Raw genomic sequence first — 15,271 nt, forward strand, 5'->3', positions numbered from 1 at the left:
AAGGCCGAAAAGAAATGATGACATCACATTCGAAGCTACATAATTATAGTTTACAAGTGAGAGGAGAATCATTTTGAAGCGTAGAAATAAGATTGCTGCATTATTGACCACTTTAATGATTACGATGTATTCAACATCCGCATTCGCTGCTGAACCGGGGCTTGATAAAATGCCCGGACCAGTGGATCCTCAATCATGGGTGAATCCAGACGATATGACGTGGAATGATTATAAACCAGTCCCTGGTATAAAATGGAGTACCGATAAGAGTATTCAACCGGAAACAAACCTTAAAGGAGCTCTGATCTTGGTTGATTTTCCGGGTCAGGATTTTATCTTAACCTTGCCTAAGGGGAAAGATCCTATCGGTAATCCACAAGTCAATGCAGTTCCTCGCGAAAAACTCGGGGAGTTTTGGACGAATTACTTGAATGTTCCAAGTGAGCTAAATCATTATCAGACAATCGATGGCTTTTGGAAAGAGAACTCATATGGAAAATGGGGCGTATCCCTTGATTCTTACGGTCCTTATCGCTTGGATAAATACGAATTTCAGTATGGGCTTGACAGTTTTAATTCTGGTTTTCTGCCGAGTAATTATAAAACCGGAAACCTCTTCCAGGACGGCATAAATGCGGCAACAGCAGACATAGTCGCATCAGGAAAAAACTATGACTTTGCGTTCATTGTACATGCTGGCTATGATGAATCAACCGTATGGCAAGAACTGGGCGAAATGAAGTTTATGAATCAGAATGCGGTGCCAGCTGAATTTGGGCCACCGAATTTAACTGGATTTGAGACTATGCCAAACTGGGCAAAAACTCGTTATGTACCATGGACTTCTTGGTTTGCAGCAAAATCTATTTGGTCTGCTGCATCGAGTGCAACATTAAATGGCAAATCGATTCGTGTTTCGATTCAAGGTGAAAGTGATGGCATGTCTACATTTGCTCACGAATTTGGTCATCTAAAAGGTCTGGGCGATAATTATAATAACGCAGCCCTAGACCCTCGAACATATTCGGGTTATTGGGAAACGATGAGTCGTGGGTCATTCAATGGTCCCGGTGGAACACATACCCGCTGGATGATTCCGGCAACCCTTGGATCATCTTTACCGGCACCACATACGCTTCGAAATAAAATGAAACAAGGATTTCTATCCAATGATGAAGTCCTGCAGCTCAACCGTGATGAATTAAAAGAGTCTGGACCTGTGTTTGCAGATATTATCGCGCGTGAAGTACCAATTGGCAGTAAATTCGGCCGAAGCGGACTTCATGGTATCAACATCAGTATGACCGATTTAACACCAAACAATTACCTAAGTGGTGATTGGCGTAACGATATGATCGGCAACGTAAACAACGCTAAGTACAATAACTACACCCTAGAAGTGGTAGACCGAGTTGGTGCGGATTCCTTTGCAGCCGATTCAGGTGTATTGATTTCAAAAACGAAAAATGCAGAGACTGCCCCATTCATTTGGCCGGTTGATTCACATCCTGAAGATATCGCTCTAAAGGACTTTACTAAGCCTGACGGTAAAACCGTAGCGGTTACAAAAGGTGACCCGCGTCAAGCCCTAGATTCATTATTCCATGCAGGGAGTGGTACTAGTTTAGTTGGCGGTAAATTCGATGGTGCTATTAACCAAGACGATGTTGTCAGTGAGTACATCGATCCATACAATAAACTTCAATTCTACATTTTAGGGAAGTACAAAGGCAATGACGGTGTACTACATTACCAGGTTGCCGTTCGTAATACGGAGGGCTCAGGTACCTATAAACGTGGGGTAAATGTTAGCGCTGGCCCTATCCAACCTGCTGTATCGGGCAAAGTGGCAGTTTACCATTTTAATGTTACGAATACCGGCGAAGCGAAGGACCTTATTCGTGTTAACGCTTCTGCAGGTAATGATTGGACTGTTCAACTTGAGAACAATGTTGTAGCAGTTGAACCGGGTAAAACCGTTGATGTACCTGTCTACGTGAAGATTCCTAAGGGTATGACAGCTTCGGCCAATATAAACTTTACGGCAACTTCAGAAACAGACTCAAATCAAAGCGCTACTGATAACAATCTTTTACTGAGCAATCTAAATGCAGCTGGAGTAAGTTCTATAATCGACAGCTTCGACAATTCAGGAGCTTTCAAAGCAGGTTCAGCGCAAGCATTAAAGGCACATTTGAGATCTGTAGAGCAATTTGAAATGAAAGGTTCTGCGGATAAAGTCGTCAAACACATTAATGATTTTAAAGGATTTTTAGATAATGAAAATGCTTCTAAAAAGGTTTCGGCAAAAGCGTATAACAGTTTAAAAGCGTATGCCGATGCAATGATTGAGGTCTGGAAATAGGGTAGATTCACTATTCAGGATAGATTGCCTGTGCAGGGGATGAGCTGGTACGGGTGGTAGCAAACTAAAACACTTTCTATTGGTAAACAATGGAAAGTGTTTTTTTGTGATAAATTAACATAATTAAAAGGCTCTCCGATTAATTTTCGGGGCCTTTACTAATTATGAACTATTTAGACACCTAGTGAGATCAACCATTAATTGTTTTTTTTAAATTTATCAATTTCATCCTTTATTTTTCTATTCAAATTTAGTAATAAACTATTTTCTATATTACGTTTTGGTAAAGTACCTGTGGGCTTGTTCGTTAAAAAGGGGCTTTTTTGTTTTTTATCATTCATTACACCATCTCCCATACATAGCTTTGTTCAAATATATTATTTGTATGGGCAATCTATGTAAGTTTAAAACATTTTATATCTATTCGTTGATGTGACTAGCTTTTAAGCGATTTAAGGCTTCGTCACTTCTTTTAAATATTTCTCTAGTGAATAAAGATGGAGATGTTCTTGGGGTAGTTCGAGTAGCCTTTTCATGTAAGAAGGGAGACTTAACTCTACCGTGACCATTTACACTCGCCACTAAATTTGTATTTGTTGATCCTGTTTTATTTGGCATTTTCCCACTCCTCTTCAAGCTAATAACATAATTCTATCAAACTTATATTTTATAATCTATATTATTCTTTGTTACTCTGAATCACTTTTATTAGGCATTTTTAACCAACTATGTATCAGAGACAAATTAATTACGTGATCAACATCAATATCTAATATAGGCTCTTTTTGCGAGACTATAGAAATTACTACTGGGAATATTTTTTCTAGATATGGGATGAGAGCAATCTGTTCGTTAATTTGAATTACCGTTTTTTCATTAATTGAAGTGAGTTGTTCTTCAGTAATGTTAATTCCCAGAACAGCACCTATTTCTTGTTTAAAGTTAACGTCTTTGTCTTTCTTAAAAACAGTAATACTATGTCTGCAAATTTCACCATAAGTAAACAAAAAGTCTTCCAAACTTTTCCGATAGCTTTCAATCTCATTCCATTCTTGTGTCTCAAATGAGGATATTTTCATCATATCAAGTATTTCTGTGAATTGTAGGCTTCTATTTTGAGTTTGAACGATAATTTTTTTCATTACATCATTAACGTTTTCTACCTCATTGATTTGTTCCATTTCAGTGCCACCTATTTTCTTAATGGTAGGTGTAAGAAATAAAGCTAAATCTACAAAGATGAACATTCCTGCTAATAATGTGAAGTGTTGCCACTCATTTACATTGAAACCTCTTTGATTAAGAAATAACACAACTCCTAAAATGAAAAAAAAATACCATGTTCTCCTTAGGTTTTGTTTTTGATTATTAAAAAACTTTTTAAATGTCCAACTTGTGTATAATATGATGGCTAAAAATACGGTAAGAATAATCCATTTATTTTGTTGAAAAAATTTAATTATATATTCTCCAAAAACCATATTTAAAAGGAATAGTAGCAATATTAGAATGACTGGGATCAAAATTCTTTTTTTCGTAGTTAATAGAGTTTTAGATTCATCTTGAGTATTTTCCATAATCCACCTCCATATATAAATTTTACCATAAAGAGGAATGATTATTATATCTACTTATAACGATTTTTTGTCATTCCAGTTAATCTTTATAGAGTTGCATAACTTTGGCATTCCCGAAAATTAACAACCATTTTAAATAAGCAGATTATTAAAAAATATTTAATTTTTATGTTATAATGAACACTGTGTTTTGAGTTTTCTAAATATTGTAAAATTAATTATGATAGCATTGCGGGGGTGAAGGAATGTCAGTTTTTAAAGATTTGTTTTGGTTTTTTAAACAAGAAAAAAGAAGCTATGTATGGGGAATATCTCTTTTAGTAATCGTTGCAATTTTAGAGCTACTACCTCCGAAAGTTATTGGTTATGTAATTGATGAGATGGTAAAAAACTCACTTAATAGTAAAAACTTACTTTTTTGGGTAGGTTTAATTTTTATTAATGGGTTACTTCTTTATACATTTCGATATTGGTGGAGGAGATTAATATTTGGTTCTTCTTTAAAGTTAGCCAGACAGCTTAGAGATGATTTATATAATCATTTTTCGAAAATGTCTCCATCGTTTTATCAAAAAAATAGAATAGGAGATTTAATGGCTCACGCAACAAACGATGTTCAAGCAGTACGCGAGACAGCTGGGGCTGGAATCTTAACTTTTGTTGATTCTATTATTTTAGGTGGATCGGTACTCATAATGATGGCAGTTTCAATAAGTTGGAAGTTAACGCTTATTAGTCTATTACCATTACCAGTTATGGCCATTTTGACTCAATATTATGGTAAATTATTACATCAACGTTTTCATTTAGCGCAAGAATCATTTTCGGAATTAAATAATAAAGTTCAAGAAAGTATGAGTGGTTTAAAGGTTATCAGAAGTTTAGGGCAAACAAAAGAAGATGTAACCGCTTTTAAAAAGCAAGCAGATTTAGTAGTGAAATACAATATGAGAGTTGCTAGAATTGATGCACTTTTTGATCCAACAATCATGTTAGTTGTTTCGATTTGCTACATTATTGCAGTTGTTTATGGTTCTAGATTAGTTATTGCAGATGATATTACTGTTGGGCAATTAATTACATTTGTTACTTATTTAGGAATATTAATTTGGCCAATGCTTGCAATTGGATGGTTATTCAATATAGTCGAAAGAGGCCGCGCTTCTTATGATCGAATCCGTTCTTTATTAAGTGTTGAACCTGAAATTAAAAATAAGAAAAATGCATTAGAAAAACTTCCGATGGGTGAAATTACTTATTCAATTGATTCATTTAAGTTTAATGAAAAATCAAATTTTGAATTAAAGGATATATATTTTAATGTTCAGGAAGGTCAAACAATTGGAATAGTTGGTAAAACTGGTCAAGGAAAAACAACTCTTTTGAAACTTTTATTGAGAGAGTATGAAGTAGTTAACGGGAGTATTTCAGTAGGCGATTTAGATATTAAAGATACAACTTTATTATCTCTTAGATCACATATCGGTTATGTACCTCAAGAACATTTCTTGTTTTCATCATCAGTTAAGGAAAATATAGCGTTTAGCCAAATTGATTCTTCAATCGAAACAGTACATAAAGCTGCCGAGATTGCTAATATTCATGCGGATATTTTAGAATTCCCATTAGGCTACGATACGATTGTAGGAGAAAGAGGGGTATCATTATCTGGTGGTCAGAAACAAAGAATTTCAATTGCTAGATCTTTAATTAAAAATCCTAATATTTTAATATTAGACGACTGTTTATCAGCGGTGGATGCAAAAACAGAGGAAAAAATCTTACACTCTTTAAAAGATGAAAGAAGTGGGAAAACAACATTTATTACTTCTCATCGTATGAGTGCTGTCATGCATAGTGATATAATCATCGTTTTAGACGAAGGAAGAATTATTCAAAGAGGTAAACATGAAGATTTAGTTCAAATTGATGGTTGGTACAAAGAAATGTTTGAAAGACAACAACTTGAAGAACTAGTAGAGCAAGGAGGGAGATAAAATGAATCAAGAGATTGAAATCGATGCTAAAAGGCAGAAAAAAGATTTAATACGACTTCTTTCATTTCTAAAAAAATATAAAGTTTTACTGACTTTTGCATTTATTTTCTTATTCCTTGCAACAGCATGTGAAATGTATGGTCCAATTTTAGTTAAAAGATTTCTAGATGATCATTTAATGAAAAGGTATTTTCCAAAAGATACAATCATAACGTTATTTTCTATATATGTTGCAATAACAATCGGCAAAATTGTTTTATCATATTTACAGCTTTTAATTTTTCAACAAATTGCTTTTAAAGTTGTTCAAGATATAAGAATGAAAGTTTATGAGCATGTACATTCATTAGCTTTTTCGTTTTTTGATAAAACGCCTATTGGAAGTATTGTATCAAGAATTACGAATGATACAGAAGCTATAAAAGATTTTTACGTTAGTGTACTGGCAACGTTTATCCAACAAATTGTCTTTTTAGTGGGAATCATTATTGCGATGTACTCATTAGACGCTAAATTAGCAACGATTTGTGTAGGGTTAGTTGTAATTGTTTATTTTATTATACTAACCTATCGTAAAAAGAGTTTTCCATTTTTTATGGAAACTAGAGGGCAGTTAAGTAATTTAAATGCGAAATTAAACGAACACCTACAAGGTATGTCAATCATACAAGCATTTAACCAACAAAAAAGATTACAAAATGAATTTGAGGGAGTTAATAAGTCTCACTATAATGCAGGTGTAAAAACAATCCGATTAGATTCTCTGTTTTTAAGACCGGCAACAGATTTAATTTATACAATTGGAATAATGTTTGTTCTTAGCTTCTTTGGCATTACTTCCTTTAGTAATCCAGTTGAGATTGGTACAGTCTATGCATTTGTAAGTTATTTAGAAAGATTTTTTGAACCGATTACGCAAATGATGATGAAATTATCTTTGTTACAGCAAGCTGTCGTATCATCATCCAGAGTATTTGACTTAATGGATGAAGAACAAAAAGCTCCTACTAAAGTTGGAACTGACTTACCAAAAGTAAAAGAAGGAAGTATTGATTTTAAAAATGTATCATTCGCGTATGACGGATTGCACAATGTCATTCATGATATTTCATTCTCCGTTAAACCTGGTCAATCAGTTGCCTTTGTTGGTCATACAGGAAGTGGTAAGTCAACAATCATGAATCTACTATTACGTTTTTACGATGTGAAAGACGGGGAAATTCAGATTGATGATCAAAAACTATCAACATTTGAAGAAAGTGAATTACGTTCTAATATCGGATTAGTTTTACAAGATCCATACTTATTTGTTGGAGATATAAAAGGAAATATCTCAATGTATAATAACAAAATAACTGAGAGAGAAATTAAAGAAGCAGCCGAATTAGTTAGAGCGAATGAATTTATTGAAAAATTACCAAATGGGTATGATGAGGCAGTTGTTGAAAGAGGTTCAACTTTATCAAGTGGACAGCGCCAATTAATCACTTTTGCAAGAACGATCGCAGCTAAACCTACTATTCTTATTTTAGATGAAGCAACTGCAAATATTGATAGCGAAACAGAAGAAGCAATTCAAGAAGCTTTAACAGAGATGAGAAAAGGTAGAACGACTGTTATCATTGCTCATCGTTTATCAACAATTCAAGATGTTGATTGCATCTATGTATTGCACAAAGGGAAAATCGTAGAAGAAGGCAACCATCAACAGCTTCTTGCAAAACAAGGATTGTACTATAATATGTATCTATTACAAAATAAAGGGTCTTTATTATTGGCCGAGTAGTGAAAAAGTAGCTAGATTTTCTAGCTGCTTTTTTATATAGAACTATATTCAGGAGGATATTAGTAAAAATTAATTCATTATTAATATATTCATAAAGTGGAGCTAAATTAATCGAATCTGAAGTTAACAGTTTTATGTGTTAAATTATCCTAGTAAATTCTACATTACATAAGTTATTTAGTTGATAATAAAACGATTTAATTTACAAATAGTAGAATCGTACCAAAATGAATAGGAAAAGATCACAATAATAGTTCAATAATGGGGTGTCTCGAAGATCAGGAAGGTAGAGATAAATAAGAATATTTTAGTGTGAAAGCACCAATTTTTACTAAAAATCGCTTAATACACTTGTTATTTATTATTTTTAAATAATTAAATTTTTGTTAAATTGAATAATGTTAAGTAAAAACTTAATTAATTTTTTCTAATTAAGGTTGTTTATGCATTGTTTGAAAAAGGAAAATATTACTAAAAATTATACGGAATTTGTTGAAATTATTCGAAAATTGAAATTTTTTAGCATTTTATATCGAATGATATTTCTTTTTTAAGACTATTTCGAGAATTATAATCGATATCAGAGAATAAATTTAGTATTTTTAAAATTAAAGATGAAAATGAAAGGGTATTAAATTTATTATTCTACAATATTAATATTTTAATTTAGGAGTTTTACGTACTCAACAAGGAGGAATATGTTTTGAAAAATTGGAAAAAACCATTAATGACTGTAGCAGCGGCAAGTTCTTTATTATTAGTTAATGCACCAACTTTTAAAGTAGCCGCACAAGTAAATAAGGAAGTAGCCCAAGGTACAGGGGCAGCTGTACTAGATGGAACAAATTATTTTGGAGACATGGATCCTACCACTACTTTATCAATCGATTTTGTTTTGAAACTTCAAAACAAAGATGCTTTGGAAAAATATATTAAGGAAACAGTTACACCATACTCTCCTCATTATCGAAAATATTTGAGTGTTGATGAATTCAAAGCTAAATATGCACCAAATCCTGCTTATATCCATTCTGTTACGTCATACCTGCAAGCATATGGTATTAAAACTGATGTTCATGCAAATAATTTAACGATTACTGCAACAGGAACAGTTGCTCAATTGAATAAAGCCTTAAGTGTCGATTTAAAATATGCTAGTTTTAAAGGTAAAAGCATTCATGCTACTAAAAAGAACCCAACTTTACCAAAAGTAATTTCAGATAATATTTTATGTATTTTAGGTTTAAATAATTATTCAAATTTAGAATCAAGAGCGGTTAAACAACCAACAATAATTGATAAAAAGGATGTACCAACTGGTCCACTTAGTTTAACACCACAAGATTTACAAAGTCATTACAATGTTAATCCGCTTTATAAAAAGGGAGCAACTGGTGCTGGCCAAACAATCGGTATAGTAACTCTAGCGGAATTTAATACTGATGATGCATATAAATTCTGGGATAATATGGGAATTAAAACTAAGCCTAATCGTATTTCAGTAAAAGATGTAGATGGCGGTTCTGGTTGGGATGGTTATGAAGAAACTACATTAGATATACAACAAGCAGGTGCAATTGCTCCTGATGCAAATATTAATGTGTATGTAGGTCCTAACTCAGATACTGGATTTGTGGATGCGTTTTCGAATGCAATTAATGAGAATGTAGCAAAACAAATTTCAGTAAGTTGGGGATCAAGTGAACTAAGTATTGATTCATACGTACAGCAACAAATGGAAGCACCAGAGTATGAAGACACATTTAATCAATTGTTTATGCAAGCAGCAGCACAAGGTATATCGATGTTTGCAGCAGCTGGTGATGCAGGTGCTTATGATGAAACTAGAGGTTCAGATAAAGTATTTAAACTTACTGCTGATTTCCCAGCAGCAAGTCCGTACATCACAGTAGCAGGTGGAACCACATTACCTTTCCAATTCCACTCTAATTCAACAGGTGTCGATGTCAAAGTTGGTGAAGAACGTGCTTGGGGTTGGGATTATCTACATGATTATTACAAAGCTAGAAAACTACCAGATGCTCACTTAGTTAATGGTGGTGGTGGTGGTTTCAGTACTTATTTTGAAACACCAGATTATCAAAAAGGTGTAAGTGGGGTTAACAGTTTTACTGCAGTTGATGAGTTTACTATTTCACCAGATTTATCAACTGTCACATACAAACAACCTACTGTTATTTCAGGACAAGGTACAGGCCGTAACCTTCCAGATTTATCAATGGCTGCAGATCCATACACTGGATATTATGTGTATTTAAGTGAACCAGGTAAACCAGGAACAAATTCCGGTTATGCTGTATTTGGTGGAACTAGTTTCGTATCACCTCAACTGAATGGATTATCGGCGTTAATTAATAGTGCAGATAAAACTCAAGTTGGTTTCTGGAATCCTCAAATTTATCGCTTTGCACAACAAAGCTCATCGCCTTTCACGCCACTAAACAAATCAGGTGCTGAAAACGATAATCTATTCTATTCTGGTACACCAGGTACGCTTTATAACCAAGCTACAGGACTTGGAATACCTAATGTAGCAAAATTAGCTGATAATTTCAGTACTCCAGTAAAATAAATTTCAAAAGAAAAAGTCGCATATTATTGCGACTTTTTTTGTATTTACTAAATTGTTGAAACTAACTTATAGATATAGAAAAATAACTAAATAAAATAAAGCTTCATCACTAAAACCGTTCCGATTGCTCCAAAAACAACGAAAATGATATGTAATCTAAGTAACGATAAGATAATTGCAACTAACCCACCAATCAGTCCTACGATGATATTTCCTTTTTGAACACTTAATATTCCTGGGAAAATTAATGCACCCAATGCAGCATATGGAACACCTTTTAGCCAGGAGGATACCCAATTTGGAAATTGAATCCGATCAACTATAAATACCGGAATTATTCGAGGAATCATTGTCACTAGGCACATACCTAAAACAAGTAAAAAGACAATCATTCTTTGCGATCTCCTTTCATTAATACAATTGCAAGTAAACTAGCAAGGATGGAAGACAAAATTAATGACCAGCCTTGACTTAAAAAAGATGAAAGGATGAAATTTAATAGCATACTCACTAATACGATGAAACATGCTCTCCAATTTGTACGAATGGCTGGGGTTAATAACCCGATAAACATAGCGTATAAAGATATTCCCATGCTTTCGCTAATAATCTTTGGAATAAGTTTGGAAAAAACTACTCCTAAAATAGTACCGCTTATCCAAGTACAATAAGCAATTGTATGTAATGTAATCAGATAAATGGAAGAATAACTTGCTGAACTGCTTTTTTTACCTAAAGTAGTTACAGCGAAATTTTCATCAGTTAGTGTAATAGACAAGTAGACTCTATGCCAAAATGGTAGAGTTTTAAATTGATGATTAAATGATAGACTCATAACAAAGTTTCTGAAATTTAAAATAAATGTAGCAATATAGATTTGGAAAAAACTCACACCTGCCAAATACATTGTTAAACCCATAAACTGACTAGCACCAGCATAAACTAGCGCACTAAATGAAATAGTATTTAGCACATCAATGTCAGCTTGCTTTGTAATTAATCCGAATGTAAAAGCAACAGGCAAATAGCCAATAATTAAAGGAACAGACGCTAAAAATCCTTCCTTCATTTCCTTACTACGATTCGCTTTAGTAAGTGTAGTTTTTGATTCTTGCAAAACAGTAGACATCTTAAGTTAGAAACTCCCTTCATTAAAAATATCCTTTAGTAATATAAAACAATAAAGTGTTCTATAGTTGAGATGGCAGAAAATGTTTTCAGACACTTTATATTTCCTTATTCATACTTGTTTAGTGTTAGGAAAACAATTGGCCATCAAAGATGGTCATATGATTATACTATAAAATTAAGAAAATTTTTATAATACTAAAAATTTAATTTGTTTAATATTTGGGATCATTAATAAAACTAAAGCATTTGAAGTTAAAAGAGGAGTTTTTGGAAATGCCATAAAAAATTTTGACTTATTCATGAAATTTATAAATTATAGGTAATATTTTCCAGTAATAAATGATAAGGATTAATAATAAAAACATACTTGGCCATATTTTTTTAAACATTTTTCCACCTTAATCATAATTTAGTTTATTAACAAGTGTGCCGAAATTTTAGAGAAAATATTCCATTTTAATCACTATTCTTCAATTTTTTGGTAATGAATGAATGATTAGAGGTTCTTAAAATATGTGTATGATGCGGTCTATTAACTACTTTTAATACTAAATAAAAAGCAATTCTGTTATAATGTTAACTAGAATGTAAAGATAAGAAGGGATGTAAGTTAATGGGGGATTTAAATATTGGTATTGCATTTGGAGCGGGATTTCTCTCCTTTATTTCTCCATGTTGTCTACCGATTTATCCAGCGTTTTTATCGTATATTACAGGGGTATCTTTAAGTGATTTACAAAATGAAAAAAGAATACATAAAAGTAAAACTTTACTACATACTTTGTTCTTTTTACTAGGTTTTACAATCATTTTTATTGTTTTAGGTTTTAGCACTTCCATAATTGGTTCTTTTTTTATGCGTTATCAAGATTTTATTCGTCAAGTTGGTGCGATTTTAATTGTATTTTTAGGATTAGTCGTAACGGGTATTTTTCAACCGAAGTTTTTAATGAATGATCGAAGGGTTCAATTTTCAAAACGCCCTTCAGGATTTCTAGGTTCTACTTTAATTGGATTAGCATTTGCAGCAGGTTGGACACCTTGTACTGGACCAATCTTAACTTCAGTATTTGCACTTGCAGTAAGTAACCCAGGTTCAAGTCTATTTTATATGTTAGCCTATACACTTGGATTTTCTATTCCATTTTTTGTATTGTCGTTTTATTTAGGATCACTAAGTTGGATTAAAAAGTATTCACATAAAATCGTCGTTTTTGGTGGATATATCATGATCATAATGGGAATCATGTTATATTTTGATTGGTTGACTAAAATAACAATTTATTTTACTAGATTTTTTGGTGGATTTACTGGGTTTTAACCATTATTTTTCCAATGTAAAAAAATGCAGGATTTGAATTTATTGGATTTGCATCGATGTGGTAGAAGCAGTATTATATAATCAGTTTATATGATAAAAAAAGTGCTTTGTATTCACAAAAACTATATTAGTCAATGCATAAAAGTATTGTTATTCTTTAAGATTGAGAAAAAAGGTAGTGAAAAAATGAGTAAAGATATGAGTATAATTTTTAGCACGGTATTAGCAACTTGTATGGCTTTAGGTGTAATTGTCGTTAGACTAAAAGCTGCTAAAAAGCCGACAAACCTTAAAAAAATAATTTTACCTCCATTTTTTATGAGTAGTGGAGCATTAATGTACTTAATACCTGAGTTTAGATTGACAGGTTCTGAAGTATTAGAAGCTGTTTGTATGGGAGTATTCTTTTCGTTATTTTTGATTAAAACATCTAAATTTGAAATTGTAGATAATGAAATTTACTTAAAAAGATCAAAAGCATTTGTCTTTATCTTACTTGGTTTATTAGTGGTTCGAATCGTGATGAAGTTATATTTAAGTTCATCAATTGATGTAGGCCAATTAAGTGGTATGTTCTTCTTATTAGCATTTTCAATGATTGTTCCTTGGCGCTTAGCAATGTACAAATCTTATCAAAAAATGAGAAGACAGCTTCCTTCAAATACAATTATCACATGAAAAAACGTGTACCTCTTGGGTACACGTTTTATTTTGCAAGTAAATGCTTAAAATCAGCAAAATCGATTTCTTTTTTCTTTAGTGTTTTAACTAAAAATGCATGATCTCGCTTAGGAGTTGCTTTAATATATCCTTCAATAATTAAGCCTTGTGTAATTTGCGAAGCGTTATTTAGTAACGCCAATTCACCAATTTTTCCAGCTATTTTATCTCGAGCTATATCTCTAAATAAAGATGGAACAGGTTTTACTAATTCTTCAAGTAATTCTTTCTGTTCAGTCGACCACAAATGTCTTGTTTTTTGTAAATATTCTTCCTGCCAATCTAGAATCGATCTCCCATCCTCTTTTGGTAATCTTTTCAGAAACTTTCTGAACATAAAGTATCCGCCGATTGACATCATTCCTAACAAGAAAATTGTCCATAAGACAATCATAATTTGAGAAAAGAACGAAAACATATGTATCCTCCTTGTATTAGGTAAACATACCACTATTATAGTAAGAAAATATGACAAGTATCAAGCAAGTACATATGTTTTTTGTCAAAAAATGACCATTTATTTTTAAGTACTAGTTTCATTTTAAGTATTTGAATCATATAGTAGAAAAAATAAAGAAAAAAGTCGTAGAGGAGGCGAAAGAATGTGAAACAAACTAAATTCTCTTCTCACTTTACTTTTCTAAGTGTTTTATTTTATATGGCTGCCAGTTCAGTATTCCTAGTCATTCTGTACAAGTTAATATCAATGCTTGTAGGAAGCGGAAATGATGTAAAGACCTATCTGCAAATCGCTGTAGTCGTAATTGTATTAAGTATTACAGCTTTCCGCCTAATAAGAAGTGATATTGTATTAATCCAGGATGAAATTATTATTCATAAAGGCATTCTTACAGTTAAACTTAAGATCAATGATATTACAGAAATAAAGCAACTAGTCGAAGTTTATGGAAAAAATAAGGAAATAATTACTTTATTAATTCATATTAACGAGTCAGTACAACCAATTATTTTAACCCTCGAAAATCCAAAAGCTTTTATAAGAGAACTGTTAATTTTAAATTCTGACATTATATTTGATGAGGAATTGATTATTTTAGTCAATAAAAATAACTAATAAATGAAAGCCAAGTTTATTTAATTGTAAACTTGGCTTTTCTCGTTTAATATTTTTCACTATCTTTCCACTGCAGTGTACTCGCTTTCCATGGAGCCTCCTCATTTGCGCCTTTGGGGTCTTTGCCTTCTCATTTTGCAAGAGGAAAATTAAACTTTTATTTAAAAATAAAATGGAAAGTTTTTAATGTTTTTAGTGATATATGCTAAGTAAAGCATTACACTAATAAAGTAATAGGGTTTTCTTCAGTAAAATAAGGTATATTATATTTGTTGAATAGATTCTCTTTAAAGACAGAAAAGTAGGTGAGTAAAGTGGGAAAATATCAATTAGATACAAAAGGGCAGATGGCTGTGTCAAAGTTTCATGAAAAACAGACGCCTGCCAAATTTGATAAAAAGCAGCAACTTGAAAAAATGCGTTCGGAGTATTTGAAAAATAAGCAAAAACAAACAGATAAATAATATGAATGAAAACATAGGAAGACTAAAATCTCCCTATGTTTTTCTAATTTGAAGTTCTTTTTTCAATAGAGTTTATTATTCTCATAAATTTCAGATTCGGTGACAAAAAACTCTTCATTAGATATCCATTCCTCACTAAAATTTCAGTAGAAGTATCAAATAGACTAGCTGATTATTTTGGATATTTCAGTAAACTCCAACAGAAATTTTTCCTTTAATGGGCTGTTTCTTTTTTTGTTGAC

The 15,271-nt window shown here is 32.3% G+C and carries 14 protein-coding genes; 8 read left to right on the forward strand and 6 right to left on the reverse strand.

What is annotated here, in order from left to right; translation table 11 throughout:
- Positions 1 to 73: 73 nt before the first annotated feature.
- Positions 74 to 2,365, forward strand: a complete 2,292-nt coding sequence (locus tag COI44_RS07705; RefSeq protein WP_286163816.1) for an FIMAH domain-containing protein — start codon at positions 74 to 76, stop codon at positions 2,363 to 2,365.
- Between the two features lie 197 nt (positions 2,366 to 2,562).
- On the opposite strand, the gene COI44_RS24065 is transcribed toward COI44_RS07705, so the two are convergent.
- The 3 genes from COI44_RS24065 to COI44_RS07715 form a co-directional block, all read right to left on the reverse strand.
- Positions 2,563 to 2,706 carry a hypothetical protein gene (locus COI44_RS24065; protein ID WP_179887041.1) on the reverse strand — a complete coding sequence of 48 codons (144 nt, stop codon included), beginning with the start codon at positions 2,704 to 2,706 and terminating at the stop codon, positions 2,563 to 2,565.
- 79 nt (positions 2,707 to 2,785) lie between these two features.
- Positions 2,786 to 2,983 carry a hypothetical protein gene (locus tag COI44_RS07710; RefSeq protein ID WP_098427402.1) on the reverse strand — a complete coding sequence of 66 codons (198 nt, stop codon included), beginning with the start codon at positions 2,981 to 2,983 and terminating at the stop codon, positions 2,786 to 2,788.
- 71 nt (positions 2,984 to 3,054) lie between these two features.
- Positions 3,055 to 3,942, reverse strand: a complete 888-nt coding sequence (locus COI44_RS07715; protein ID WP_098427403.1) for a type II toxin-antitoxin system SpoIISA family toxin — start codon at positions 3,940 to 3,942, stop codon at positions 3,055 to 3,057.
- 245 nt (positions 3,943 to 4,187) lie between these two features.
- Here COI44_RS07715 and COI44_RS07720 point away from each other — a divergent pair, with 245 nt between their 5' ends.
- From COI44_RS07720 to COI44_RS07730, 3 genes are all read left to right on the forward strand, one after another.
- Complete coding sequence (locus tag COI44_RS07720) at positions 4,188 to 5,939, forward strand: ABC transporter transmembrane domain-containing protein (protein ID WP_098427404.1); 1,752 nt, start codon at positions 4,188 to 4,190, stop codon at positions 5,937 to 5,939.
- Between the two features lies 1 nt (position 5,940).
- Positions 5,941 to 7,725 carry an ABC transporter ATP-binding protein gene (locus COI44_RS07725; protein WP_098427405.1) on the forward strand — a complete coding sequence of 595 codons (1,785 nt, stop codon included), beginning with the start codon at positions 5,941 to 5,943 and terminating at the stop codon, positions 7,723 to 7,725.
- Positions 7,726 to 8,428: 703 nt separating this feature from the next.
- On the forward strand, positions 8,429 to 10,318 hold the full coding sequence (locus tag COI44_RS07730; protein ID WP_098427406.1) for a S53 family peptidase: 1,890 nt from the start codon (positions 8,429 to 8,431) through the stop codon (positions 10,316 to 10,318).
- 86 nt (positions 10,319 to 10,404) lie between these two features.
- On the opposite strand, the gene COI44_RS07735 is transcribed toward COI44_RS07730, so the two are convergent.
- Entirely contained in the window at positions 10,405 to 10,710 is a 306-nt protein-coding gene (locus COI44_RS07735) for an AzlD domain-containing protein (RefSeq protein ID WP_098427407.1), read from the reverse strand.
- The gene (locus COI44_RS07740; protein ID WP_098427408.1) at positions 10,707 to 11,447 is read right to left on the reverse strand and encodes an AzlC family ABC transporter permease; all 741 of its coding nucleotides are present in this window, start codon (positions 11,445 to 11,447) and stop codon (positions 10,707 to 10,709) included. Before COI44_RS07740 ends, COI44_RS07735 begins: the two co-directional genes overlap by 4 nt.
- A 615-nt stretch (positions 11,448 to 12,062) precedes the next feature.
- On the opposite strand from COI44_RS07740, the gene COI44_RS07745 reads away from it, so the two are divergent.
- The gene (locus COI44_RS07745) at positions 12,063 to 12,770 is read left to right on the forward strand and encodes a cytochrome c biogenesis CcdA family protein (RefSeq protein ID WP_098427409.1); all 708 of its coding nucleotides are present in this window, start codon (positions 12,063 to 12,065) and stop codon (positions 12,768 to 12,770) included.
- Positions 12,771 to 12,968: 198 nt separating this feature from the next.
- A complete protein-coding gene (locus COI44_RS07750) occupies positions 12,969 to 13,448 on the forward strand; it encodes a CcdC family protein (protein WP_098427490.1) in 480 nt (159 codons plus the stop codon).
- Between the two features lie 28 nt (positions 13,449 to 13,476).
- Here COI44_RS07750 and COI44_RS07755 read toward each other — a convergent pair whose 3' ends face one another.
- Complete coding sequence (locus COI44_RS07755; protein ID WP_098427410.1) at positions 13,477 to 13,908, reverse strand: DUF2621 family protein; 432 nt, start codon at positions 13,906 to 13,908, stop codon at positions 13,477 to 13,479.
- A gap of 186 nt (positions 13,909 to 14,094) precedes the next feature.
- On the opposite strand from COI44_RS07755, the gene COI44_RS07760 reads away from it, so the two are divergent.
- Positions 14,095 to 14,565, forward strand: coding sequence for a hypothetical protein (locus COI44_RS07760; protein ID WP_098427411.1), 471 nt, complete (start codon positions 14,095 to 14,097; stop codon positions 14,563 to 14,565).
- Between the two features lie 314 nt (positions 14,566 to 14,879).
- Complete coding sequence (locus COI44_RS24070) at positions 14,880 to 15,029, forward strand: hypothetical protein (RefSeq protein WP_098427412.1); 150 nt, start codon at positions 14,880 to 14,882, stop codon at positions 15,027 to 15,029.
- Positions 15,030 to 15,271: the final 242 nt, after the last annotated feature.

It is taken from the genome of Bacillus sp. AFS088145 (assembly GCF_002564465.1).
Taxonomy (GTDB): domain Bacteria; phylum Bacillota; class Bacilli; order Bacillales; family Bacillaceae_G; genus Gottfriedia.

Excerpts from the sequence above, each read along its gene's own strand:
- COI44_RS24065 (WP_179887041.1), bottom strand. The coding sequence starts at position 2,706 with ATGAATGATAAAAAACAAAAAAGCCCCTTTTTAACGAACAAGCCCACA.
- COI44_RS07710 (WP_098427402.1), bottom strand. The coding sequence starts at position 2,983 with ATGCCAAATAAAACAGGATCAACAAATACAAATTTAGTGGCGAGTGTA.
- COI44_RS07715 (WP_098427403.1), bottom strand. The coding sequence starts at position 3,942 with ATGGAAAATACTCAAGATGAATCTAAAACTCTATTAACTACGAAAAAA.
- COI44_RS07720 (WP_098427404.1), top strand. The coding sequence starts at position 4,188 with ATGTCAGTTTTTAAAGATTTGTTTTGGTTTTTTAAACAAGAAAAAAGA.
- COI44_RS07725 (WP_098427405.1), top strand. The coding sequence starts at position 5,941 with ATGAATCAAGAGATTGAAATCGATGCTAAAAGGCAGAAAAAAGATTTA.
- COI44_RS07735 (WP_098427407.1), bottom strand. The coding sequence starts at position 10,710 with ATGATTGTCTTTTTACTTGTTTTAGGTATGTGCCTAGTGACAATGATT.
- COI44_RS07740 (WP_098427408.1), bottom strand. The coding sequence starts at position 11,447 with ATGTCTACTGTTTTGCAAGAATCAAAAACTACACTTACTAAAGCGAAT.
- COI44_RS07745 (WP_098427409.1), top strand. The coding sequence starts at position 12,063 with ATGGGGGATTTAAATATTGGTATTGCATTTGGAGCGGGATTTCTCTCC.
- COI44_RS07750 (WP_098427490.1), top strand. The coding sequence starts at position 12,969 with ATGAGTATAATTTTTAGCACGGTATTAGCAACTTGTATGGCTTTAGGT.
- COI44_RS07755 (WP_098427410.1), bottom strand. The coding sequence starts at position 13,908 with ATGTTTTCGTTCTTTTCTCAAATTATGATTGTCTTATGGACAATTTTC.